Source organism: Shewanella sp. 8A (assembly GCF_023475945.1).
In the GTDB taxonomy this organism is placed as follows: Bacteria; Pseudomonadota; Gammaproteobacteria; order Enterobacterales; family Shewanellaceae; genus Shewanella; species Shewanella xiamenensis.
In genome coordinates this window covers 93,938-117,207 of sequence record NZ_JAMDJP010000013.1, presented here as the reverse complement: position 1 = coordinate 117,207, position 23,270 = coordinate 93,938, and the positions used below count along the sequence as shown (strand labels likewise).

Sequence of the window (23,270 nt, the reverse complement as noted above, 5' to 3'; positions counted from 1 at the left end):
CGCTATTATACGCCTCTTGGCCATAAATGTAAGATAGATCACATTTTATAGCCTTGAGGAATACTTATAGTACGCGGCGAACGCCTTCGATACCGGCAAGCTCAGTGTACAGTATTTCGATATGATCTTTGCTGGTCACTGTGACGCGGATGGTCACTGAATAGTAGCTCCCTTTGCTCGATGCTTTAACTGTTGGTGAATAATCACCTGGAGCGTGTTTTTGCACTACCGCAACTACTCTATCCGTTAAGGTTTCGTGGGCATCGCCAACCACTTTGAATGGGAAGGCGCAGGGAAACTCCATGAGTTCATCAAATTTTGTGTTTAACATAGTCGTGCTCAATAACCATTTTAATAGGAACTATATGGTGGCGATTATACCCGATTCAAGGGCGATACTCCCCCAAAAACAACTCAGCCACCCGAAGGTGGCTGAGTTTTGTGAGCCGGATTAGCTAAACCAACCAGAAAACAGTTGCTTAAAGTAATCAACTAATTTGCTGAACCAGCTGCCTTCGTTGACTTCTTGTAAGGTGACTAGCGGGAATTGCGCAATATCTTTGCCATCTAACTGGAAGTATAAGCGACCCACTGTTTCACCTTTTTTCAGTGGTGCGTCCAGTGGTTTGGTCAGTTCAAAGTTGGCTTTTAAGTCTTTTGCACGGCCACGGCTGACGGTAACTGGTGCATCTGTAGCGACACCTAAATCGACGGTACTCTTATCACCGTACCAAATTTTTTGCGTCACGAAGCTGTCGCCGGCCTTGTAAGGGGTTACTGTTTCGAAGAAGCGGAAACCATAGGTCAGCAGTTTTTTACTTTCGGCTTTACGAGCGGCTTCACTTTGAGTGCCTAATACCACTGAAATCAAACGCATGCCGTCCTTAGTTGCAGAAGCGACTAAGTTATAACCCGCTCCAGAAGTGTGGCCGGTTTTGATACCATCCACATTCATGCTGTTATCCCACAGCAGACCATTACGGTTATATTGTTTGATACCGTTGAAGGTATAGTATTTTTCGCTGTAGACACGGTATTCTTCTGGCACGTCACGAATGAGTGCTGCACCTAAAAGTGCCATATCATAGGCCGTCGTTTTATGGTTCTCTGAATCTAGGCCATGGGAGTTTTCAAAGTAGCTATCACGCATACCAAGCTGCTTTGCCCACGAGTTCATCATGTCAACAAAGGCGCCTTCAGTACCCGCAATATGTTCGGCCATCGCGACACAAGCATCGTTACCGGATTGAATGATGATGCCGCGGTTTAAGTCAGAAACTTTTACGGTTTTACCCACTTCGATAAACATTTTCGATGAGTCAGAGAAGTTCTTCGACCAAGCATTTTTACTGATGGTGACATCATCATCGGGAGATACGTTACCGGCTTTAATTTCCTGACCAATCACATAGCTGGTCATCATCTTCGTTAAGCTGGCGGGGTTTAAACTCTCGTATGCATTTTCTTCGGCAATGATTTGGCCTGAATTATAATCCATCAAGATGTAAGCCTTGGCGGCTACGGTTGGTGCATCAGGGGTAACAATCGGCTGCGCAGCATAAACAGGAAGAGAAACACTCGAAATTAGCAGCAATGTCTTAATGGGACTTTTTACAAAATTCATCATTAACTTAGCACGTCTTTTTGGTTGTATTGAAAGAAAAGGCAAAATAGTTTCGCGAGTATACCACCCTTCGACAAAGGTTTTCAGTGAAGGTTCCTTCATCTGCGGCATTTTTAAGCTAAATTGACTCCATAATGTGAGTGTTCACTATTCCAAAACCATATAGCCTTCGGGATAGCCATCTTGTTTCACTTTAATGAGTAATCGGTCGGCAAGCTCCGTTTGACCAATCGGACCGAGCTGTAGTCTAAACATATTGTTTGCCGGTTGTACACGAGTCTTGACCTGATATTTCTTCTCCAGATCCTTCGCTATTTTATGGAGTCGCTGTTTATCCTTCGAAGCCACTAACTGTATATAGTGGTTTCCTGAGGATTGAATATTGGCTATTGCCGATTGGGTTGCGGTTTTATTGCCAATATAGATGACATCCAGTTTTATGCGTGCCGTGCCTGTGCCTAGCATACCAAGCTTATAGGCGGCGGCATAGGATAAGTCTAAAATCCGGTCAGAATGGAACGGACCGCGATCATTAATGCGAATAATCACCTGCTTATTGTTATCTAAGTTAGTGACGCGAGCGTAGCTTGGTAGGGGTAGGGTCTTATGGGCACCAGACATGCCGAACATATCGTAGGGTTCACCATTGGATGTCTCATAACCGTGGAATTTTTCGCCGTACCATGAGGCGCGACCCATTTCGGAAAAGCCTTCCCCCGAGTCTAATACCGTATAGGACTCACCATAAACCGTATAGGGTTTGTTACCGCGGCGGCTATAGGGTTCATATTTTGGGGTCGCATTCGGTACATGATCTACATTGGGTGGATTAAGGGGCATCTTATCGTTTTTAAGCGCGTAGCGGCCCTTATTGGGATCCATATTCTTATTCTTCACGCTGGCTGAGCCAGAGTTAGAACTCGAGCAGGCCGCGAGCGCAAAACAGCAGCCGAGCATCAAAAGCGATAAAAGATTATTTTTTAGCGTCATGTTGTTGCTTCAGTTGTTGGCTAAATTGATAAACAGCCATGGAATACAAGGGGCTACGATTATAACGGGTGATTACATAAAAGTTATTGAGCCCTAACCAGTAATCTTTACTTCCCACTTGTTCTAGCTCGATAAGCATGGCTTTTTGCGAGGCATCTAAATCGCGGGCGTTGGCTAGCGATAAGCTCGGGGAGAGAATATCAGAGACCTTGTATTGTAACTTCTCGCCTGCCCACACTTTGGCTTTAGGTGCATTGGCACTGCTATTCACTAAGGGTAAAGCAACGGGGGCATGCAATTGCCAGCCATGTTCATGGAAGTAATTGGCAACACTGCCAATGGCGTCCTCTGGACTCTGGAGTAAATCACGGTTGCCGCTGCCATCAAAATCCACAGCATAGTGGCGGTAACTTGAAGGAATAAACTGACCAAAGCCCATGGCGCCAGCGTAGGAGCCTTTGAGGTTATTGATATCTAAGTGTTCTTCTTTTACCAGCCTCATTAATTCACCAAATTCCTTGCGGAAGAAGGTGGCTCTTGGCTCGTAATAAAATCCTAAGGTATAGAGTGCGTCGATAACCGGATAATTACCCGTGTACTGGCCATAGAAAGTTTCGATACCAATAATAGCCACAATAATTTGTGGTTCGACTTGGTACTTAGTGGCGGCTTTGGCAATCGTCGCCTCGTGTTTTTTCCAGAAGGCCAGACCCGCGTTGAGGCGTTTTTCGGTTAAGAAAATCGGATAATACTGATGCCAAGGTTTAGCTTCCCAAGGACGCGAAATCGCATCGATAACCGCTTGGTTGTAGTTGGCTTTGGCCAAGAAATTTTCGACTTCGGCTTGGGTAAAGCCTTGTGCCATTTGGGTTTTGATAAACTCAGCCTTCAAGGCCTCAGGTAATACTGGTGCCTCGGTTAATACCGGTGTGGGAGCCTGTGTGGTCACGGCGGCACTTGGCTGTGTTGTCGCGGACTCGTTAGCGGTTGAACAGCCAATAAGGTATGAACTGAGGCAAAGCATTGCCAGTGGAGCCAAACAAGCTCGAAGAATAGGCATTAAGAAGTCCCTAAAAATTATCTATCTACAAAACGTCTATGGGTATGAATGCTCATAAGAATGCCAAACCCTGTCATTAATGTCAGCATCGATGTGCCACCATAACTGACAAGGGGTAAAGGTACACCCACCACAGGCAGGATACCTGAAACCATACCAATATTCACAAAAACATAAACGAAGAAAGTCAATGTGATACTGCCGGCAAGGAGTCTGGCAAAGCTGGTTTGCGCCCGAGAGGCAATGACTAAGCCGCGTCCGATGATGTAGAGATACATCAGGAGCAGGATAATGCTACCTATCAGACCAAATTCTTCACCGATCACCGCAAAGATAAAGTCGGTGTGACGTTCGGGGATAAATTCTAATTGGGATTGAGTGCCATCGAGCCAACCTTTACCCCAGAGGCCACCTGAGCCAATAGCAATTTTCGATTGGATAATGTGGTAACCCGCACCGAGGGGATCTTGTTCTGGATCGAGTAGGGTCAAGACGCGGGTTCTTTGGTAATCGTGCATTAGGAAGTACCAGAGAATAGGCAAAAATGCCAACACGGCGGCAATAAAACCGCCCACAATCACCCAGCTCATACCCGATAAAAACAGTACGAAAATACCTGATGCCGCAACTAAAATAGAAGTGCCGAGATCGGGTTGTTTAGCAATTAATAATGTGGGTATCAGTAGAATGACACCTGCGCCCGCTAGATAGCGTTTTTTGGGCGGTAGTGGGAATTTACTGATATACCAAGCCATAGTAATAGGGAAGGCGAGCTTAATCAGTTCAGATGGTTGAAACTCCATAAAGCCTAAGTTCAACCAGCGTTGTGCCCCTTTGTTAATCTCCCCAAAAAAATGCACCCCAAGCAGTAACACAATGCCTGCAAGGTAAATGGGTAATGCCCAGCGTTTTAGCGCCTCAGGATTAATTTGCGCCATGGTAAACATAATGCCTAGGGATAAAAACATCCTAAACAGTTGGCGTTCCATCATGCCAAGATCTTCACCACTGGCGGAATAGATAACAAATAGGCCAAAGCCCATTACAGCCAATAGGCCGAGCAACAGAGGCAGGTCGATATGTAATCGTTGCCAGATATTTTGACGTTGATGGGCACTCATGGCGTTGGTTTCCAAGTGTCTCTGAGCATATATTCATCGAGCATAGCGCGAGCGACGGGGCCTGCGTTTGCGCCACCCCAGCCGGCGTTTTCCATTACCACAGCCAGCACGATTTTAGGATCTTCAAAGGGCGCGTAGGCGACGACGAGGGCATTATCGCGGAAATGCTCGGCAATCTTGTTAGCATCGTATTTCGTGTTTTCGGCCACGCCAATCACCTGCGCCGTACCGGTTTTCATCGCCGCGGTATAGCTTGCGTCAGTGAAGCGAGACTTATGGGCGGTTTGGCGCATGGCTTCGTTAATGATATTCCAGTTGCGCGGATTTTTAAGCTCAATCGGTGGTAACTCGTTAATCGGCGAGTCAATTTTGGCCGTATTATCTTTAATCGATCTTAATAAGTGAGGCGGAAAACGGCGGCCCTTATTGGCGAGAATAGCGGTAGCATTGGCCAGTTGTAACGGGGTTGCGGTCCAGTAACCTTGACCGATACCGACTGAAATGGTGTCACCTATGTACCAAGCTTGATTGTATTTTAAGCGTTTCCATTCCTTCGACGGCATATTACCCGCCGACTCTTCAAAAATATCGACGCCAGTATTTTGGCCAAAGCCGAATTGCTCCATAAAACGGGCGATGGGATCAACACCGATTTTATAAGCTAATTCATAGAAGTAGGTATCGCAGGATTCCACGATAGCACTATAGACGTTAACCCAGCCATGGCCCCAACGTTTCCAGTCGCGATATTTACGCTCAACCCCTGGGATTTGCCAAAAACCAGGGTCCCAAATACGGGTGTGTTCGGTCACGGCTTTTTCATCAAGTCCCAGTAGGGCAATAATGGGTTTAATCGTTGATGCGGGCGCATATTGGCCTTGGGTAGCGCGGTTAATCAGCGGACGTGATTTGTCGTTCAATAAATCACTGTAATCCTTGCTGTTAATCCCTTGCACGAACTGGTTGGGATCGTAACTTGGGCTCGACACTAAAGCTAAAATCCCGCCATCCCTTGGATCGATAGCAACGATTGAGCCTTTATGGCCTTGGAGTAGTTCCACGGCTTTTTGCTGTAATTGTAAATCGAGAGTTAAGTAAATATCTTGTCCCGGCTCCGGCGGTACAATTTTAAGCGTACGGATAGTTCGGCCGCGGTTGTTTACTTCTTCTTCGAGATGACCAGGTGTACCGTGAAGGAGTGATTCATAGTATTTTTCAATGCCTTGCTTACCGATATCCTTGGTGGCGGCATAGTTTTTCCACTGATCGTTACGCTCCAATTGAGCACGATCTCGAGTGTTGATTTTACCTACATAGCCCAGCACATGGGTGAGCTGGCTCGCATAGGGGTAGTTACGTTTTAAACCTGCCTCAACGGAGATCCCAGGAAAGCGATGTTGGTTAACGCTAAAAATGGCGACCTGTTCTTCGGTCAACTGATTTTTAAGGGTTAAGGGCTTAAAGCGGCGGTGAAACTTTAGCGCTTCGGTAAAGGTTTCACGCTCATCTGGAGTGATTTCGATTAACTTGCCTAATTCGTCCAAGGTCTCGGACATATTGGCAATTTTCTCCGGCACTAAGTCGAGAGAATAAAAGGGTTGGTTCTCGGCGAGTAACACGCCGTTTCTGTCGTAAATCAAGCCACGGCTTGGGGCGATAGGCACGACACGAATGCGGTTATCATTAGAGCGCGTTTCATAATCTTTATAGGATTCAACCTGAAGATGATAAAGATTGGTCACCAACACACTAAGGAGGGCGACAACACAAACAAAAGTGAACAGCGCACGACGCTTAAACAGTGACGCCTCGGCGGCGTGGTCGTGCATGGTTATCCGCTTTTTTGGCGACACTTAGGCTATCTCCAGCTGATCCCATCCGGGTGGTTGACACTCGTTAACATCAAGATCCCGCTATTCTCTGTGATAAGGGTGATTAGTGTTCACGCTCCACGCGCGGTATAAGCTTTCGGCAACCACAATCCGCACCAGAGGATGGGGCAGGGTCAATGCCGACAGGCACCAACTCTGATGGGCGGCTTCCTTACAGGCGGGTGCTAAGCCTTCGGGGCCGCCGACCAGTAAGCTCACATCACGACCATCGAGTTGCCATTTATTCATGGCTGTCGCTAATTCTGGCGTAGTCCAGTTTTTGCCGGGAAGATCTAAGGTAACAATGTGATTGCCCTTAGGAATCGCCGCTAACATTTGCTCGCCTTCCTTTTGCAGGATGCGTGCTATGTCAGCATTTTTTCCGCGTTTACCAGCAGGGATTTCGATAAGTTCCAGCGCCATATCCCGAGGAAAGCGGCGTTGATACTCTTCAAAACCGCGGGTAACCCAATCGGGCATCCGTGTCCCCACTGCGATAAGTTGCAACTTCATTAGGCTTGCTTTTCTGACCAGAGTTTTTCAAGCTGGTAGAAATCACGGGTTTGATCTTGCATAACATGCAGGATCACGTTGCCCATATCCACCAATACCCATTCGCTGCTGTCGCGGCCTTCGATACCGATAGGTGGAATGCCTGCGGCTTTCGCTTCGATGACGAGATTTTCGGCGATCGCTTTAACGTGAGTTTTAGATGTACCAGAACAAATCACCATGTAGTCGGTGATGTTAGATTGGTTGCTGACATCGATAACCACGACGTCACGGGCTTTTAAATCGTCGATTTTATCGACAACAAACTGTTTTAATTCGGCGCTCTGCACGCTGATGTACCTCATTCATTTTAAATAGCGCGCTAGTATATCAGTCTTAAGCGGGGGAATACATTCTCTTAGCGATCTTAGCGGCTGAGTTTGTACTCTTAGCGCTTGATTTTCGGCCTAAGAAAAATAAAGCCGTTGTTTTTGAATGTAATTTAAAGTGACGGGCAGGAGGGCGTCCTGTGGAATTTCTCCCATGGCCAGTTGTGAGCGAATTTGGGTGGACGAAATATCCTGTGGGCTGATATCGACGGTAAAGATCCGCCCATGTTGTGGCTGATTCGAGTGATTTAAGGCATCAATTGACGCGTGGCGAGTGTTAAGCTCGTGCTGCATAGGGCTCTGTGCTGCTAAATGCCAGCCTGGGCGTTGGCAAACCACAAGATTGGCAAATTCAAACAGTTGTTGCCATTTATGCCAGCTATGCAGCTGAATAAATGAATCCATCCCCATGATAAAAAACAGTTCGTCATCGGGATAAAGCCGACTTAACTGCTTAAGGGTGACAACGGTATAGGATGGACTGTCGCGTTTAGCTTCGAGATCACAGAGCTCGAAACCTGTTAATGCCTCACATACCTGCGCGACCATTTCGAGCCGCTGCGCTGTGGTAGAGTGGGTAGTGTTTTTGTGCGGCGGAATATGGTTGGGCATCAGCAGGATTTTATCCAGCTTGAGACTGGCTTTAACTTCCATCGCGGGGCGAATATGGCCGTAATGTATGGGGTCAAAGGTGCCGCCTAAAATACCGATACGCATTCAGTCAGTGCCTTAATCTAAGCTGATATGGGCCAAATGGCCGTGGGCCTTGGGATCGAATAATAAGCACAGGTGGCTAAGCCCTGTCCAATCTTCATGGCCTAATTGCTTTAAGTTCAATTCCTGCTTGGACGCGAAGGCAAGCATATGTTCGATTTGGGTGAGGCTTAAGCGCTGCAACGCGGTTTGGTATAAAGGTTTGCGTTTATCCCAAATCCGATATTTACCAAACAGGCTATTGAGCGGCGTACCTTGCGCCTGTTCACTCTTGAGGCTGAGCAGCAACTGCAGCTCTTTAAACAAGGCCCAGAGTAAAATGGGCATGGCCGTACCCTCACCGTTGAGCTGGGCCAGCATATGCTGAGCACTGTCTTGGCGATTATTCAGCAGTGCATCCGTGAGCTGAAACACGGTAAAGCGGGACTGATCTTCAAAGTAATGGCTTAACTCGTCAGCACCGATAGGCTGGCTTGGACTTAACAGTTGTAGCAACTGCATGGCCTGATCGGCGGCGAGTAAATTCCCTTCGTAGAGAGTGTACAACATAGCGCGCGCATCGGGTTGTAAATTCAGCTTAAAGTGCGCAATGCGTGAGTCGAGCCAACGTCTGAATTGGTCGCCCTCTGGCGTAGTGCAGGGTAAATAAATTCCTAAGCTATCTAAGGTTTTGAACCACTTGCTATTGGTCTGCTCGCTGGCGAGTTTTGGGCCTTCGAGGATCAGTAGCACATCGGGATTCGGCGTTTGCAGTAACGCTTGTAGCGCCGCCGAACCATCTGCACCGGGTTTTGCGTTGGGGAGTGTTAGCTCAATGATGCGCCGGCTAGAAAACAGGCTCATGGACTGCCATTCTTGGGTCAAGTCACCCCAGTTAAAACCCGTTTCTTGAATTAACTGAACGCGCTCTTCAAACCCTTGGCGTTTGGCGGCTTGGCGGATCTGATCCTTGGAGGTTTCGAGCAACCAAGGATCATCACCAAAAATCAGGTAACAAGCGTGAAGCGGATTGAGATGGCGGGAGAGTTGATCAGGATAAACACGCATTTAAACCACTCTCCACATTTTATTGCAGTGCCACATTAATTTGGACCCTGCATTAATTCACCTCTGTGCTGGCCAGGGATTGCAGGATCCTGTCGGCCGCTTGGATACGCATTTCTTTGACTAACAGTTCCATCTCACGGCTTTTAGCCAGTGCTGTGCGAGGATCGTCTAAGTAATCGCGGCGAATTTCAATCTTGAAAGGTTGTGCCTCTTTGCCCGGCAAGGCCACGGCAAACTCGACGAAATAGATAAGCTCATACTCGGCCACATTGCCCGTAGGGTAAAGTGACAGGGTCGAACGCTCTAAGGAGTCGGTGATAAGCCTTAACACTGGCACATCATTGGCAGCATCGACAATCTTGACGTTGTTCAAACGTAACCGCTCACGCACCAAACGAGTGAGTTCGCTGTATTCGTCCGAGCTTCTCAAACTGAGTTGATTGAGCTGCTCGGGGATTTGGTAGCTACGTTGAAGCTTAAAACCGCAACCTGCGCTGGTCATAATGACCAGCGCCATGATTGCGAAAGCTAAGCGTTTAATTAGCATAAGTTTTCGCGGTTTCCTGTTTGTCTTGTGGACAGCATCTGTTTATCACATCAACGATGTTAGTTGGCAACGATGCTGAGCAGTTTACCGGGTACATAGATCACTTTACGAACCGTAACACCATCTAAGTACTTGATGACTTGCTCGTCCGCCATACCCAGTGCTTCAACAGACGCTTGGTCAGCATCGGCCGCGACTGTGATTTTAGCACGCACTTTACCGTTCACTTGCACCACGATGAGTTTACTGTCTTCAACCAGAGCAGATTCATCCACAACAGGCCATTGGCTGTCTTCGATGCTGTTGGTGTTTCCCAGCTCATTCCACAGGGTGAAGCTCACGTGCGGGATGATGGGGTACAGTAAACGCACTACTGCAGTTAAAGCTTCGCCGATAATGGCTCGGTCTTGGCCTGTGGTTTGCGGCGCTTTTTGCAGGTGGTTCATCAGTTCCATCACGGCGGCAACCGCAGTGTTGAACATCTGACGACGGCCGATATCATCGGTCACCTTAGCGATAGTCTTGTGCACTTCACGGCGCAGCGCTTTTTGCTCGCTTGTTAATTTGCTGACGTCTAAGGCTTCGCTGTTATCCTGCGCCACATAATCGCTGGCCAGTTTCCACAGACGTTTGATAAAGCGGTGCGCGCCTTCAACGCCAGACTCTTGCCATTCCAGCGTTAATTCTGGTGGTGATGCGAACATCATAAACAGACGAACTGTGTCGGCACCGTATTTTTCTACCATTACCTGTGGGTCGATACCGTTGTTTTTCGACTTAGACATTTTGCACATACCGGTGTAAACCAGTTCGTTGCCGTCTTTATCGATAGCCTTAGTCACTCGGCCCTTGTCGTCTTTTTCGGTAGTGACTACATCCAGCGGAGACACCCATACACGGGCACCTTTATCGTTGGTGTAGTAGTAGGCATCGGCCAGAACCATGCCTTGGGTCAGCAGTTGTTTTGCTGGCTCGTTAGTGTTTACTAGGCCAGCGTCACGCAGCAACTTGTGGAAGAAGCGGAAATATAACAAGTGCATACAGGCGTGTTCGATACCACCAATGTACTGATCCACTGGCAACCAGTAGTTAGCCTTGGCTGGATCTAACATTTGATCAGCCTGTGGGCTGCAATAACGGGCGTAATACCATGAAGATTCCATAAAGGTATCAAAGGTATCGGTTTCGCGCAGCGCGTCTTGGCCGTTAACTTGGGTTTTCGCCCATTCTTTATCGGCCTTGATTGGGCTTTGGATCCCGTCCATCACCACATCTTCTGGCAGGATCACCGGCAGTTGATCTTCAGGTGTTGGAATAACAGTACCGTCGGCTAAGGTCACCATAGGAATTGGTGCGCCCCAGTAACGTTGACGTGATACACCCCAGTCACGCAGACGGTAGTTTACTTGGCGTTTACCTTTACCTTCAGCCACTAATTTGTCGGCGATGGCATTGAAGGCGCCGTCAAAGTCTAAACCGTCGAACTCGCCAGAGTTAAACAGCACGCCTTTTTCGGTGTAAGCTGCTTCGCTGATGTCTAACTCGCCGTCAACAGGTTTGATAACCGCTTCGATTGGCAGATTGTACTTTTTCGCAAATTCGTAATCGCGTTGGTCGTGGCCTGGAACTGACATCACGGCGCCGGTGCCGTAGTTCATCAGTACAAAGTTCGCCGCCCAAATGGGCACTTGTTTGCCAGAGATGGGGTGAATCGCGTAAAGGCCAGTCGCGACACCACGTTTTTCCATGGTGGCTAAATCGGCTTCTGACGTGGTGCTGTTTTTGCACTCTTCAATAAATTGAGCCAGCTCTGGGTTAGATTGAGCGGCTAATTCTGCTAATGGATGACCCGCAGCAATCGCCACATAGGTTACGCCCATTAAGGTATCGGGACGGGTTGTGTAGATATCGAATGACTTGTCGCTACCCGCTACACCAAAGGTCATTTCCACGCCTTCGCTGCGACCAATCCAGTTGCGCTGCATGGTCTTAACTTGCTCTGGCCAGCCGTCTAAGGTGTCGATATCGTTTAACAGTTCTTCGGCGTAGGCGGTGATTTTAATGAACCACTGTGGAATTTCTTTTTGTTCTACAGGGGTATCACAACGCCAGCAGCAACCGTCTTGTACCTGCTCGTTTGCCAGTACGGTTTCATCGTTAGGGCACCAGTTAACAGAAGCTGTCTTCTTGTAAACTAAGCCTTTTTCGTACAGTTTAGTGAAGAACCATTGTTCCCAGCGGTAGTATTCTGGGGTACAAGTGGCGATTTCACGACTCCAGTCATAGCCAAAACCTAACAGTTTTAGCTGATTCTTCATGTACTCAATATTTTGATAAGTCCATGGTGCTGGGGCCGTTTTGTTGTTGATTGCGGCGTTTTCTGCAGGCAAACCGAAAGAGTCCCAACCGATAGGTTGTAGCACGTTTTTGCCTTGAAGACGCTGGAAGCGGGCAACCACATCGCCTATGGTATAGTTGCGAACGTGTCCCATGTGGAGTCGACCTGAAGGGTACGGAAACATCGAAAGGCAATAAAACTTTTCTTTGTTTGCATCTTCAGTAACTTCAAAGGTTTTGTTGTCGTGCCAGTGCTTTTGCACTAAGGCTTCAATTTCTGAGGGATTATATTGCTCTTGCATCACGCTATTTCCGGCAGTGCCGCCTATTTATTTGATCTAACGCCATATCGACGCGAATAAGATCTGCATAGAATAAACTAGAAGCGATGCATTAAAAAGGTTCTATGAAGGAGTATTGGTTATGAATGATAGAAGTAGTGCGCTACTAGGACTGTATCAAGCCTTAATTAACGAAGTGAAAGCGCAATTTGCGGAAGATAACTCGCTGACTGCAAAGAATTTATTTAAGTCTGTCACTCAAGGGAAGGAGTTCTTACGCCTCAAAGAACAAGCGGGGGAAGATGAGCTCGCGTTAGTTGAGCAATTCTTAAAGCGTGATATCGCCAGCTTTTTGCGTGAGCAAAATGCCGACAGCTTAAGCCACAGCCCAACGGTGATCACTCTAGAAAACACCCTTTGGCATTGGTTAAGTGAAATCACCGACCGCAGCCAAGTGGAATGGCATGAACTGGCTCAAGACTTTAAACACCACGGCTATTACCAGAGTGGTGATATTGTTAGCCAAGGGGTGATGGTGTGCACTAACTGCGGCCATGAAATGAGTATTGAGTTTCCGGGCGTGATCCCCGATTGCCCCGAGTGTGACCATGAAGAGTTTACCCGTGAGGCGTTAACACCTTAGCCTTGTGGATGCGCCAGAAATAAAAAACGACGCTTAGCGTCGTTTTTTATTAGCCATCAACAGCCTTGGACATTGATATCGTAAAGCGGTGGTGTGTTGGCATCGGCTGCTTGGGTATAGCGGAAATAACATTGGTCATCGTTGACTAAGGTATTAGCATCCAAGTCGTAGCCAATATATGTAATATCAATACCTTGATATTGAATGACGAGTTTATCATCTTTCTCTATCCATTTTTCGATATCGGTATTGTCCAGATAACCCCACTTTAGGCGGGTTTCTGCCACACCATCACCATTGAGGTCGATGTCAATAATATCATCACGGCCTGCGACGGCTTGACTCTGTAAGCTGGGCATTTGGGTCTTGGAATAGGCTAAGGTATTTGCGGCTTTTACACTGGCATGGAGTTGCAGCAGACTTTTTTCCCGCGCCTCTTTGCTCAGGCCGATAAATTTCGGCGCGGCGATAACCGCTAAAATCCCGAGCACTATGATAACGACCACGAGTTCGATTAAGGTAAAACCTTGAGTGCGTTTCTGATTAATCATTTCAAATTCTGTTGCTGCTTTTGACGACGGATAAAACCGAGTAACAGCAGAGCTCCACATAAGGCTAACAGTGGTGTTTGGCCGATTTTAGCAAACCAAGTTTGGCCTGTAACCAGTGGAATTGTGGCTCGCAATACACCAGTTTCAAATTGCGGCAGAGAAGCTGTGATTTTGCCATGCTCATCGACAACGGCGGTTACACCATTATTGGTGGCGCGTACCAGAGGACGACCTAACTCAATGGCGCGCATTTGAGCAATTTCCATATGTTGTAATGGACCATTTGAGGTGCCAAACCAGGCATCGTTGGAGACGGTTAACAGCAGATCCGTCCCGAGATTAACGCTGTCACGCAATTGTTCAGGGAAGGCTATTTCATAACAAATTGCCGGCGCAATTTTATGGCCTACCGCGCTCAAGTTCGGTTGTTGATAATCGCCACGCGCAAAAGAGGACATGGGCAGATTAAAGAAAGGCGCAATCGGCCGCAGTAAGGCTTGAAAGGGCACAAATTCACCAATTGGCAACAGATGATGCTTTTTAAACTGGTTGCTGCCATCGCTTTCATAATCTGGGCTATCTTGCTGTTTCAGATTATGGTTACCTAATACAATCAGTGAATTATAAAAATCGTCATGTTGACGACTAATAATCCCGGTAATGATGGAGGTGTGGTTAAGGTTGGCCACTTTATTGGCATTATCCAAAAAGTCTTGCACTTGGTAGTCAGGCGCTGGGATCGCTGCTTCTGGCCAGACGATAATGTCAGCATCAAAGTGTTCACGGGACAAATCCATGTATTTCAACAGGGTTGGCCAGAGTGCATCGGGTTCCCATTTCATACTTTGCGGAATATTGCCTTGCACAAGCGCGACCTTGACCGACTCGCCTGTCGGCTTAATTTGTGAAAGCTTAGGCGCGACCCAAGTAGCGGCTGCGATGATGGGCAGTAAAATCAACAGACTTTTGTAGCGCTTGCTAAAACACAAGGCCAATGCGCCCGCAACCATGGCGATAATGAAACTTAATCCTAAGGCGCCAATAATACTCGCCAATTCCTTTAATGGGCCTTCAGTTTGGGAGTAGCCTGCCCAAATCCAAGGGAAACCTGTCAAAACCCAGCCTCTGGCCCATTCGGTTAAGACCCAAAGCGCGGGGAAGAAGAGCAGGTTACGCCATAGCGAGGGAGTATTAGTGCGAGTCAACCACGCTAAACCCAGACCCGTTAAGGCCGGATAGAGGGCTAAATAGAGTGCTAACAGCGCCATTAGCCCTACTGAAGCGGCTAAGGGGAGGCCACCGAAGGTGTCCATACTGACATGCACCCAACTGATACCAACGGCAAAACAGCCAAAACCAAAGCTTAACCAATGGAAAAAGCTTGCTTTAGGGCTTAAGGATTCACTCTGCCAAAGGGCTAACGCCATGGCGATAGGATAGATGATCCAGAAGGAATACGGGGCAAAGGAAAGCGCTGTACTGGCGCCTAAAATAAACGCCAGTACGAGGCGTAACGCACTCAATCGAGACTTTTGTTGGGCAAAAGCCCGAATGTTAGTTAGCACGGATCATTCTTCTTACAAGGAGAGTTATTCTTACGCAGAGGGTTATTCTACGTCTTCACCGATATTGGGATCGGGGAGTTTTACTCTGAGTTGGATTAAACGTCTGGTATCGGCGTTGATAACTTTAAATTCAATACCTTCGATCATGATGCTCTCATTCCGCTCCGGCAAGTGGCCAAAGGCATGGGACACCAAGCCACCAACGGTATCAAACTCTTCATCACTGAAATGGGTGTTGAATTCTTCGTTAAAATCTTCGATAGGCGTAAGCGCCTTCACCATGTAGACAGTATTGCCGACTTTGCGGATTTCGGTGTCTTCAGGGCTATCGTGATCGAATTCATCTTCAATCTCACCGACGATTTCTTCGAGAATATCTTCAATAGTTACCAGACCAGATACGCCACCGTACTCATCAACGACAATCGCCATATGGTAACGCTGGGAGCGGAATTCTTTGAGTAACACATCGACGCGTTTACTCTCTGGCACAACAACCGCTGGGCGGATCACGCGCTCAAGGGAAAAGGGTTCTTCACTGTTTGAGAAACCATAAGGGATCAAATCTTTAGCCAGTAAAATGCCTTCGATATGGTCTTTGTCTTCGTTAACCACTGGGAAGCGAGAATGGCCTGAACCGATAACAGTTGCGAGCAACTCTTCAACGGTATTGTCGATTTGAATCGCGACAATTTGAGCTCGTGGGATCATAATGTCCCGAACACGCATATCGGAAACTTCCAATACACCTTTAATCATTTCGCGGGTGTCTTCAGATATCAGTTCGCGCTGTTCTGCGCCATCAATTACATCAACTAAGTCTTCGCGATTTTGAGGTTCGCCCTGAAATAACTGACTTACTCTGTCAAACCAGCTTTTCTTTTGGGCGCTCGTACTCGGGGGGATATCGTCACTCATAGTTTTCTCATTAACCTTGATAGAGAGTATCTCAGTTAATTATTGTTCCTTATATGGGTCAGTAAAACCTAAGCTTTCAATGAGTTGAGTCTCTAATGACTCCATCTCTTCGGCTTCTTCGTCTTCAATGTGATCATAACCTAGCAGATGCAGGCAACCATGTACAACCATGTGTGCCCAATGGGCTTCTAGAGTTTTATCTTGTTCACGCGCTTCATTTTCAACGACTGCGGCACAAATGACAAGATCTCCAAGCAGCGGAAGTTCAATTTCTGGCGGTGCTTCAAAGGGAAACGACAACACATTAGTGGGCTTGTCTTTCCCTCTGTAAGTGCTGTTTAGCATTTGGCTTTCACGGGCATCGACGATACGGATCGTCAGCTCCGCCTGTTCCATGCTATTACCAATGGCGGTTTTTACCCAGAGGGCAAATTGTTCTTCACTAGGAAGATAGTCACTCGCCGTGGCGTATTGCACATCTAAGGCTAAATCAAGACTCATGCTTTATAACTTCCTGTTGCGTTTGTGGGTGCGCTTGTTGATTATCGCGGCGCTCTTTTTCGGCCTTTAATGCCTGCTCTTTACGATCAAAAGCCTCATAGGCTTCGACAATGCGAGCAACCACAGGATGACGCACAACGTCTTGAGACACGAAGAAGTTGAAGCTGATCTCTTCCACTTGGCTTAATACTTCAATGGCGTGGCGCAGACCTGACTTAACATGTTTGGGTAAGTCGGTTTGGGTGATGTCACCAGTAATGACCGCGCGTGAGTTAAAGCCAATACGGGTTAAGAACATTTTCATCTGTTCAACCGTGGTGTTTTGGCTCTCATCGAGAATAATAAAGGCATCGTTTAAGGTGCGGCCGCGCATGTAGGCCAAAGGCGCTACTTCGATAACGTTTTTCTCGATTAAGCGCTCGACCTTTTCAAAGCCGAGCATTTCAAACAAGGCATCATAAAGTGGGCGCAGATAGGGGTCGACCTTCTGGCTTAAATCGCCCGGTAAGAAGCCGAGTTTTTCCCCCGCTTCAACCGCAGGGCGGGTGAGCAGAATGCGGCGCACTTCTTGACGCTCTAGTGCATCAACGGCGGCGGCCACCGCTAAGTAGGTTTTACCCGTTCCCGCAGGCCCAATACCAAAGGTAATATCATGGCGCACAATGTTGGCCACATAGGTGCTTTGGTTGGGGTTACGCGGTTTTATCACGCCACGGCGGGTTTTGATAAATAAGGCTTTATCGTCACCGCTGTCGTCCTGCTCTAGGGCAATGGCTTCTTGAATGGCCAAATGCACTTGTTCAGGGTCGAGATCCGGCGTGCTGCCCTTGACCGTTTGAGTTTCAATATAGAGCTGCTTAAGTAAGTTATTGGCACTTAAACAGTGACGTGGTAATCCGGTAATTTGGAAATGGTTGTTCTTACGGACTATCTCAACGCCAACGCGACGCTCAATCTGTTTGATATTGTCATCGAAGGGACCGCACAGTGAAGCCAAACGGCGGGTTTCTGCGGGTTCGAGATACAAATTCATTGTGGTTAATTTACTGGACAAACAGTACTCCTATTGTCAAATAACAAGCAAATTATCAAATACCAAGCAAAGTGCTGAGTGAAAGCCAAGTGCGATGTCAGTTTGCTATCGCTGCCTCTTATCAGAAGATAATTTCAGTTTACGAGCCATCTATCATAATTGCTAACGGAAAATCATCAATTACAGCAGTTGTTAAGGCCATAAAATAAGAGGGCGACATTGTCGCCCTCTTTATATAGGTACACTCACCCAAGATTTAAACCCTTAAGGTTTAAATTGAGTTACGCCCAGTTCATCATCTTGCTTATGCTTAGCCAGAATATCTGATGGGCGCAGGTTACGGCGCAGATCCATTTCATCTTCACCGCGGATAAATTTACCGCGTAGTGAGTTAGTGTAAACGTCGACAATCTCGACATCCACAAAGGTACCAATGTGTTTTGGTAAGCCTTCAAAGTTCACCACACGATTGTTTTCGGTGCGACCGCGCAGTTCCATCGGGTTTTTCACCGAGGGGCCTTCAACCAGAATGCGTTGCACTGTACCCATCATATGGCGGCTGTAACGCATGGCCTGTTGAGTGATGCGGTCTTGTAGAATGGCCAGACGTTGTTTTTTCTCTTCCATATCAACGTCATCGGGTAAATCTGCCGCTGGCGTGCCTGGGCGCGCACTGTAGATAAAGCTAAAGCTGTGGTCAAAACCTACATCTTCAATCAGCTTCATGGTATCGGCGAAGTCTTCTTTCGTTTCGCCAGGGAAACCAATAATAAAGTCGGAGCTGATTTGGATATCAGGGCGGGCTTTACGCAGACGGCGGATGATAGATTTGTACTCAATCGCCATATGGCCACGTTTCATTGCGGTGAGAATGCGGTCAGAACCTGACTGTACTGGTAAGTGCAGGAAGCTGACTAATTCAGGCGTATCTTCATAAACGTCGATGATATCCTGGGTAAATTCAATGGGGTGACTGGTGGTGAAGCGAATACGGTCGATGCCGTCGATAGCGGCAACATAGCGTAATAGCTCGGCAAAGGTACAGATCCCGCCATCGTGGGTTGCGCCACGGTAAGCATTGACGTTTTGACCGAGCAGGTTAACTTCGCGCACACCTTGTTCTGCCAGTTGGGCAATTTCAAGAATGATGTCGTCCGATGGGCGGCTGACTTCTTCACCACGGGTATAAGGTACCACGCAGAATGAACAGTATTTGCTACAACCTTCCATAATAGACACAAACGCCGTTGGGCCTTCGGCGCGTGGTTCGGGAAGACGGTCAAATTTTTCGATCTCAGGAAAACTCACGTCGATCACTGCTTTATCGCCGCGGCGTACTTGTTCGATCATCTCCGGTAGACGGTGAAGCGTCTGTGGTCCAAAGATGATGTCAACACAATGAGCTCGGTCTTTAATCGCTTTACCTTCTTGAGATGCAACACAGCCACCCACACCAATAATCAGGTCAGGATTTTTATCTTTGAGTGTTTTCCAACGACCTAACTGATGGAACACTTTTTCCTGTGCTTTTTCACGGATAGAACAAGTGTTCAGCAGCAGAATATCTGCTTCTTCTGCTTCTTCAGTTAAGGTGTAACCTTGGTATTCGCCTAAAAGATCCGCCATCTTAGATGAGTCGTACTCATTCATTTGACAGCCCCAAGTTTTAATATGGAGTTTTTTGCTCATCAGTTGTGTTGCCCTACGCTGCCCTGTAAAAAGAGTCCCGAGCCGTCGTTGCCTTGTAAAAAGTCCAATGGACCGCCCAGTCAAAATAGCGCGACATTTTACCCGCAGTTGTGGCTGCTGACCAGCGTTGTCCACATTTTTACTCGCTAATCCTATCGGATTATGATACCCACAAAGAAGCTAGGTTTATCGCTATTGATGGGTTTTAGGTGATTTATTCTTGGTGACTTAGTGCGACATTTGCCATTGGCAACAAGCTATTGCTGGAGCAAATGCCAATGTCTTCATGGATTTAGAGTCGAAATACGTTCAACATTTCCGTGGTGTCATGATATAGGGCATAATCGAGCCTGTTGCGGTAACTGACGGTAACGTTTACATGGTTGGTGTGGCAGCCTATGCATTATTTACAGCGCAGCTGTTGCGAATGGCGATGGTGTGACAAGGTGCATTTGACAAGTCTAAACAACAATATGAGTGGTAATTAAGATGAGCCGAACAATGAGCCAAACACAGCAATCTGCACCGATAACATCAGAGATGCAATCCTTTGATGTGGTTTTAGTCGGTGGCGGCATGGTGGGTGCGGCAACGGCGATTGGTCTTGCACAGCAAGGACTTAACGTTGCTGTAGTTGAGTCCTTTACGCCCGAGGCTTATTCTTCAGAGCAGGCATTAGATGTACGCGTTTCGGCAATAAGCGTTGCCTCTGAACATTTACTTGAGCAGTTAGGCGCATTAGACAGCTTACTTAAGATGCGTAATGTGCCTTATCTCGGCTTAGAGACTTGGGAGCTTGATGGCTGTATTACTCAATTCCATAGTTCACAAATCGGCGCTAGCCATTTAGGCCATATCGTTGAAAACCGTTTAGTGCAGCTCGCCCTGTGGGAGCAAATGCAGCAATGGGAAAATATTCAACTCTTTTGCCCTGAGCGCGTTGCCTACTTTGCGCGTGGTGTTGATACGGTAAGCGTGCACTTACAATCTGGTTATTCACTCGAGGCTAAGCTGTTGGTTGGCGCTGACGGTGCGAATTCTCAAGTACGCCAATGGGCGGGCATTGGGATTTCGGGTTGGGACTATGCTCAATCGGCCATGCTGATTAATATCCAAACCGCCCAAGGTCAACAAGATGTGACTTGGCAGCAATTTACACCTAGCGGCCCACGTTCCTTGTTACCTTTACCCGGTAATCATGCCTCGTTAGTTTGGTATGATGATGCCAATCGCATCAAACAGTTAATGCAACTGAACAATAAACAGTTGGCCGACCAAATTCGCCAGCATTTTCCATCTCGTTTAGACAGTGATTTTACGGTTGAGGCCAAGGGCAGCTTTGCGCTCACGCGCCGGCATGCTCAGGCTTATTTTAAGCCAAATGTGGTGATTTTAGGGGATGCAGCGCACACCATTAATCCGCTTGCTGGTCAAGGGGTTAACCTTGGATTTAAAGATGTTGGAGCTTTGTTGACAGCCATCAAGACGGCATTAACTGAGGATAAACCATGGTGGTCAACCGAGGTGTTAAGCCAATATCAAGCAAAACGTTACCTTGATAATCAGCTGATGATGACCACCATGGATGTGTTTTACGCTAGCTTTAGTAATGATATTTTGCCGCTTAAATTACTTCGCAATGGCGCATTAAAATTGGCCAATATCAATTCTCCCATCAAACAAACTGTACTTAAGTATGCGATGGGGCTCAATTAGTTCCTCGTTGTGAGCACTTGCTCACTCGGTATTTGTTGACTTACGCATTGAGTGCTAAAATGCCGCGTTTTTAACGAGTATAAGCGGCATTATTAGCTCAATATGGTCGACCTGTGTGCTTTGCCATCGACTAATTAACGCAGTATTGAGTGCCATTAGTGAGTGTCATGAGCGAAATTAAATTAATCGTAGGCCTTGCCAATCCGGGCGCTGAATATGCCCAGACTCGCCATAATGCGGGTGCTTGGTATGTGGAAGAATTAGCCCGTATTTGTGGTGTGAGCTTAGTCGCCGATAGCAAGTATTTTGGCCTGACAGCCAGAGCCGTATTACACGGTAAAGATGTGCGTTTACTCATACCGACTACGTATATGAACTTAAGTGGTAAAGCCGTAGGTGCTTTAGCTAATTTCTTTCGTATTACACCTGAAGAAATTCTGGTGGCCCACGATGAGCTGGATATGCCACCTGGCGTGGCTAAATTTAAACTCGGTGGCGGCCATGGTGGTCATAACGGCTTAAAAGACATTATTGCCAAATTAGCGAATGATAAAAACTTCTATCGTTTACGGATTGGGATTGGTCATCCCGGCGATAAAAATAAAGTCAGTGGCTACGTATTGGGTAAGGCTCCCGCGAAAGAGCAAGAGCTGATCAATGCTGCCGTAGACGAAGCCGTGCGCTCAACTGAAATTTTATTTAAAGAGGACATGGTGAAAGCCATGACTCGATTACACTCCTTTAAAGCGGAGTAATGTTTGGGTAGGCGCTTTGTTATAGGTCGCTATTCAAACGTCAAGACGATTTATCAATGTGCTGCCAAGGGGTAGTGCGACTAAAACTTGCTGGTGAGTGTGACTTGCCAGCCAATCATCGAGAGAAAGGTAAGAATATGGGTTTTAAATGCGGCATTGTTGGTCTTCCTAACGTAGGTAAATCAACGCTTTTTAATGCGTTAACTAAGGCTGGCATCGAAGCGGCAAACTTCCCGTTTTGTACCATTGAGCCAAACACTGGTGTAGTGCCTGTGCCGGATCCTCGTTTAGATGCGCTGGCGGCAATTGTTAATCCTCAACGTATACTGCCAACCACCATGGAGTTCGTGGATATCGCAGGCCTAGTTGCAGGTGCTTCTAAAGGTGAAGGTTTAGGAAACAAGTTCCTTGCTAACATCCGTGAAACCGATGCGATTGGTCATGTGGTACGTTGTTTTGACGATGACAACATTGTTCACGTTGCAAACAAAGTGGATCCTGCTCGTGATATCGAAGTGATCAATACCGAGTTGGCGCTTGCCGACTTAGATAGCTTAGAGCGCGCCGTTATTCGTCAGCAAAAACGTGCTAAGGGTGGCGATAAAGACGCTAAGTTTGAGGTAGAAGTCCTTGAGAAAATGCGTCCAGTGCTCGATGAAGCCAAAATGCTGCGCTCGATGGATCTTTCTAAGGAAGAATTAGAAGCCGTTGCTTACTTAAATTTCTTAACCTTAAAGCCAACCATGTACATTGCCAACGTGGCTGAAGATGGGTTTGACAATAACCCACACTTAGATGCAGTGCGTGCCATTGCTGAAAAAGAAAACGCCATTGTGGTTTCAGTGTGCGCTGCAATTGAATCTGAACTAGCTGAAATGGATGTTGAAGAACGCGATGAGTTTATGGCAGACCTTGGGTTAGAAGAGCCTGGGTTAGATCGCGTGATCCGTGCTGGTTACCAGTTATTGAACCTGCAAACTTACTTCACTGCGGGCGTAAAAGAAGTGCGTGCTTGGACCGTTTCTGTAGGCGCGACTGCACCACAGGCGGCGGGCGTTATCCATACCGACTTCGAACGTGGGTTTATTCGTGCACAAGTGGTGGCATTTGACGACTTTATTGCCTATAAAGGTGAAGCGGGCGCCAAAGAAGCGGGTAAATTACGTGTAGAAGGCAAGACTTATATCGTTCAAGATGGCGATGTGATGCACTTCCTGTTTAACGTATAAGTTAGTCATTATTGGGCTAAGCTGTAGAAAGTTAGGCAAAATACGGGCAACAGAGGCTGATTTAGTGTATCTGTTGCTCAGTTTGGTGAAGTAATAGCCGAACGGTTTGTATCAAGGAAAATAGCGAAAAAAAGCTGTTGACCTCGATACCTCGAATAAGCATAATACGCCCCGTTCCTCGCTACGAGGGGCGCGCA

Annotated in this window: 22 protein-coding genes; 4 read left to right on the top strand and 18 right to left on the bottom strand. The window is 47.2% G+C overall.

Annotation, left to right across the window (positions count from 1 at the left end):
* Positions 1 to 64: 64 nt before the first annotated feature.
* From ybeD to leuS, 12 genes are all read right to left on the bottom strand, one after another.
* Complete coding sequence (gene ybeD / locus M0413_RS12215) at positions 65 to 331, bottom strand: DUF493 family protein YbeD (RefSeq protein WP_037415150.1); 267 nt, start codon at positions 329 to 331, stop codon at positions 65 to 67.
* Between the two features lie 120 nt (positions 332 to 451).
* Positions 452 to 1,627, bottom strand: a complete 1,176-nt coding sequence (locus M0413_RS12210; protein ID WP_037430803.1) for a serine hydrolase — start codon at positions 1,625 to 1,627, stop codon at positions 452 to 454.
* A gap of 144 nt (positions 1,628 to 1,771) precedes the next feature.
* Positions 1,772 to 2,614, bottom strand: a complete 843-nt coding sequence (locus M0413_RS12205) for a septal ring lytic transglycosylase RlpA family protein (RefSeq protein WP_037415153.1) — start codon at positions 2,612 to 2,614, stop codon at positions 1,772 to 1,774.
* Entirely contained in the window at positions 2,598 to 3,674 is a 1,077-nt protein-coding gene (gene mltB / locus M0413_RS12200) for a lytic murein transglycosylase B (protein WP_249554385.1), read from the bottom strand. Before mltB ends, M0413_RS12205 begins: the two co-directional genes overlap by 17 nt.
* Before the next feature lie 17 nt (positions 3,675 to 3,691).
* Entirely contained in the window at positions 3,692 to 4,795 is a 1,104-nt protein-coding gene (rodA, locus tag M0413_RS12195) for a rod shape-determining protein RodA (RefSeq protein WP_037415160.1), read from the bottom strand.
* Positions 4,792 to 6,648: a penicillin-binding protein 2 gene (mrdA, locus tag M0413_RS12190; protein ID WP_172587448.1), complete on the bottom strand. Its 1,857-nt coding sequence runs from the start codon at positions 6,646 to 6,648 to the stop codon at positions 4,792 to 4,794. Before mrdA ends, rodA begins: the two co-directional genes overlap by 4 nt.
* 60 nt (positions 6,649 to 6,708) lie before the next feature.
* Positions 6,709 to 7,179, bottom strand: coding sequence for a 23S rRNA (pseudouridine(1915)-N(3))-methyltransferase RlmH (gene rlmH / locus M0413_RS12185; RefSeq protein WP_037415165.1), 471 nt, complete (start codon positions 7,177 to 7,179; stop codon positions 6,709 to 6,711).
* On the bottom strand, positions 7,179 to 7,508 hold the full coding sequence (gene rsfS / locus M0413_RS12180; protein WP_011071401.1) for a ribosome silencing factor: 330 nt from the start codon (positions 7,506 to 7,508) through the stop codon (positions 7,179 to 7,181). Before rsfS ends, rlmH begins: the two co-directional genes overlap by 1 nt.
* A 117-nt stretch (positions 7,509 to 7,625) precedes the next feature.
* The gene (gene nadD, locus M0413_RS12175; RefSeq protein WP_249554383.1) at positions 7,626 to 8,264 is read right to left on the bottom strand and encodes a nicotinate-nucleotide adenylyltransferase; all 639 of its coding nucleotides are present in this window, start codon (positions 8,262 to 8,264) and stop codon (positions 7,626 to 7,628) included.
* A gap of 12 nt (positions 8,265 to 8,276) precedes the next feature.
* Positions 8,277 to 9,308 (bottom strand): DNA polymerase III subunit delta, encoded by a 1,032-nt coding sequence (holA, locus tag M0413_RS12170; protein ID WP_249554381.1) that lies wholly within the window; start codon positions 9,306 to 9,308, stop codon positions 8,277 to 8,279.
* Between the two features lie 52 nt (positions 9,309 to 9,360).
* A complete protein-coding gene (locus M0413_RS12165; RefSeq protein ID WP_249554379.1) occupies positions 9,361 to 9,855 on the bottom strand; it encodes an LPS-assembly lipoprotein LptE in 495 nt (164 codons plus the stop codon).
* Positions 9,856 to 9,914: 59 nt separating this feature from the next.
* Positions 9,915 to 12,494, bottom strand: a complete 2,580-nt coding sequence (gene leuS / locus M0413_RS12160; protein WP_249554377.1) for a leucine--tRNA ligase — start codon at positions 12,492 to 12,494, stop codon at positions 9,915 to 9,917.
* Positions 12,495 to 12,615: 121 nt separating this feature from the next.
* Here leuS and M0413_RS12155 point away from each other — a divergent pair, with 121 nt between their 5' ends.
* Positions 12,616 to 13,116: a zinc ribbon-containing protein gene (locus M0413_RS12155; RefSeq protein ID WP_023268299.1), complete on the top strand. Its 501-nt coding sequence runs from the start codon at positions 12,616 to 12,618 to the stop codon at positions 13,114 to 13,116.
* 56 nt (positions 13,117 to 13,172) lie between these two features.
* On the opposite strand, the gene M0413_RS12150 is transcribed toward M0413_RS12155, so the two are convergent.
* From M0413_RS12150 to miaB, 6 genes are all read right to left on the bottom strand, one after another.
* Complete coding sequence (locus M0413_RS12150) at positions 13,173 to 13,667, bottom strand: type II secretion system protein (protein WP_037431688.1); 495 nt, start codon at positions 13,665 to 13,667, stop codon at positions 13,173 to 13,175.
* Positions 13,664 to 15,232, bottom strand: coding sequence for an apolipoprotein N-acyltransferase (lnt, locus tag M0413_RS12145; RefSeq protein WP_249554375.1), 1,569 nt, complete (start codon positions 15,230 to 15,232; stop codon positions 13,664 to 13,666). The genes M0413_RS12150 and lnt overlap by 4 nt, the downstream gene beginning before the upstream one ends.
* Before the next feature lie 42 nt (positions 15,233 to 15,274).
* Positions 15,275 to 16,150 carry a CNNM family magnesium/cobalt transport protein CorC gene (gene corC / locus M0413_RS12140; RefSeq protein ID WP_037415189.1) on the bottom strand — a complete coding sequence of 292 codons (876 nt, stop codon included), beginning with the start codon at positions 16,148 to 16,150 and terminating at the stop codon, positions 15,275 to 15,277.
* Between the two features lie 39 nt (positions 16,151 to 16,189).
* Positions 16,190 to 16,651 (bottom strand): rRNA maturation RNase YbeY, encoded by a 462-nt coding sequence (gene ybeY, locus M0413_RS12135; RefSeq protein ID WP_023268295.1) that lies wholly within the window; start codon positions 16,649 to 16,651, stop codon positions 16,190 to 16,192.
* On the bottom strand, positions 16,641 to 17,705 hold the full coding sequence (locus tag M0413_RS12130) for a PhoH family protein (protein ID WP_055648089.1): 1,065 nt from the start codon (positions 17,703 to 17,705) through the stop codon (positions 16,641 to 16,643). Before M0413_RS12130 ends, ybeY begins: the two co-directional genes overlap by 11 nt.
* Before the next feature lie 243 nt (positions 17,706 to 17,948).
* On the bottom strand, positions 17,949 to 19,373 hold the full coding sequence (gene miaB / locus M0413_RS12125) for a tRNA (N6-isopentenyl adenosine(37)-C2)-methylthiotransferase MiaB (protein WP_037415195.1): 1,425 nt from the start codon (positions 19,371 to 19,373) through the stop codon (positions 17,949 to 17,951).
* A 501-nt stretch (positions 19,374 to 19,874) separates the two neighbouring features.
* Between miaB and M0413_RS12120 the strand changes: the two genes are divergently transcribed.
* From M0413_RS12120 to ychF, 3 genes are all read left to right on the top strand, one after another.
* The gene (locus M0413_RS12120) at positions 19,875 to 21,089 is read left to right on the top strand and encodes an FAD-dependent oxidoreductase (RefSeq protein ID WP_249554372.1); all 1,215 of its coding nucleotides are present in this window, start codon (positions 19,875 to 19,877) and stop codon (positions 21,087 to 21,089) included.
* 167 nt (positions 21,090 to 21,256) lie between these two features.
* A complete protein-coding gene (pth, locus tag M0413_RS12115) occupies positions 21,257 to 21,844 on the top strand; it encodes an aminoacyl-tRNA hydrolase (protein ID WP_037415200.1) in 588 nt (195 codons plus the stop codon).
* Positions 21,845 to 21,981: 137 nt separating this feature from the next.
* Positions 21,982 to 23,073 (top strand): redox-regulated ATPase YchF, encoded by a 1,092-nt coding sequence (gene ychF / locus M0413_RS12110; protein ID WP_037431408.1) that lies wholly within the window; start codon positions 21,982 to 21,984, stop codon positions 23,071 to 23,073.
* Positions 23,074 to 23,270 lie beyond the last annotated feature (197 nt).

Excerpts from the sequence above, each read along its gene's own strand:
- ybeD (WP_037415150.1), bottom strand. The coding sequence starts at position 331 with ATGTTAAACACAAAATTTGATGAACTCATGGAGTTTCCCTGCGCCTTC.
- M0413_RS12210 (WP_037430803.1), bottom strand. The coding sequence starts at position 1,627 with ATGATGAATTTTGTAAAAAGTCCCATTAAGACATTGCTGCTAATTTCG.
- M0413_RS12205 (WP_037415153.1), bottom strand. The coding sequence starts at position 2,614 with ATGACGCTAAAAAATAATCTTTTATCGCTTTTGATGCTCGGCTGCTGT.
- mltB (WP_249554385.1), bottom strand. The coding sequence starts at position 3,674 with ATGCCTATTCTTCGAGCTTGTTTGGCTCCACTGGCAATGCTTTGCCTC.
- rodA (WP_037415160.1), bottom strand. The coding sequence starts at position 4,795 with ATGAGTGCCCATCAACGTCAAAATATCTGGCAACGATTACATATCGAC.
- rlmH (WP_037415165.1), bottom strand. The coding sequence starts at position 7,179 with ATGAAGTTGCAACTTATCGCAGTGGGGACACGGATGCCCGATTGGGTT.
- nadD (WP_249554383.1), bottom strand. The coding sequence starts at position 8,264 with ATGCGTATCGGTATTTTAGGCGGCACCTTTGACCCCATACATTACGGC.
- holA (WP_249554381.1), bottom strand. The coding sequence starts at position 9,308 with ATGCGTGTTTATCCTGATCAACTCTCCCGCCATCTCAATCCGCTTCAC.
- M0413_RS12165 (WP_249554379.1), bottom strand. The coding sequence starts at position 9,855 with ATGCTAATTAAACGCTTAGCTTTCGCAATCATGGCGCTGGTCATTATG.
- leuS (WP_249554377.1), bottom strand. The coding sequence starts at position 12,494 with ATGCAAGAGCAATATAATCCCTCAGAAATTGAAGCCTTAGTGCAAAAG.
- M0413_RS12155 (WP_023268299.1), top strand. The coding sequence starts at position 12,616 with ATGAATGATAGAAGTAGTGCGCTACTAGGACTGTATCAAGCCTTAATT.
- M0413_RS12150 (WP_037431688.1), bottom strand. The coding sequence starts at position 13,667 with ATGATTAATCAGAAACGCACTCAAGGTTTTACCTTAATCGAACTCGTG.
- corC (WP_037415189.1), bottom strand. The coding sequence starts at position 16,150 with ATGAGTGACGATATCCCCCCGAGTACGAGCGCCCAAAAGAAAAGCTGG.
- ybeY (WP_023268295.1), bottom strand. The coding sequence starts at position 16,651 with ATGAGTCTTGATTTAGCCTTAGATGTGCAATACGCCACGGCGAGTGAC.
- miaB (WP_037415195.1), bottom strand. The coding sequence starts at position 19,373 with ATGAGCAAAAAACTCCATATTAAAACTTGGGGCTGTCAAATGAATGAG.
- M0413_RS12120 (WP_249554372.1), top strand. The coding sequence starts at position 19,875 with ATGAGCCAAACACAGCAATCTGCACCGATAACATCAGAGATGCAATCC.
- pth (WP_037415200.1), top strand. The coding sequence starts at position 21,257 with ATGAGCGAAATTAAATTAATCGTAGGCCTTGCCAATCCGGGCGCTGAA.
- ychF (WP_037431408.1), top strand. The coding sequence starts at position 21,982 with ATGGGTTTTAAATGCGGCATTGTTGGTCTTCCTAACGTAGGTAAATCA.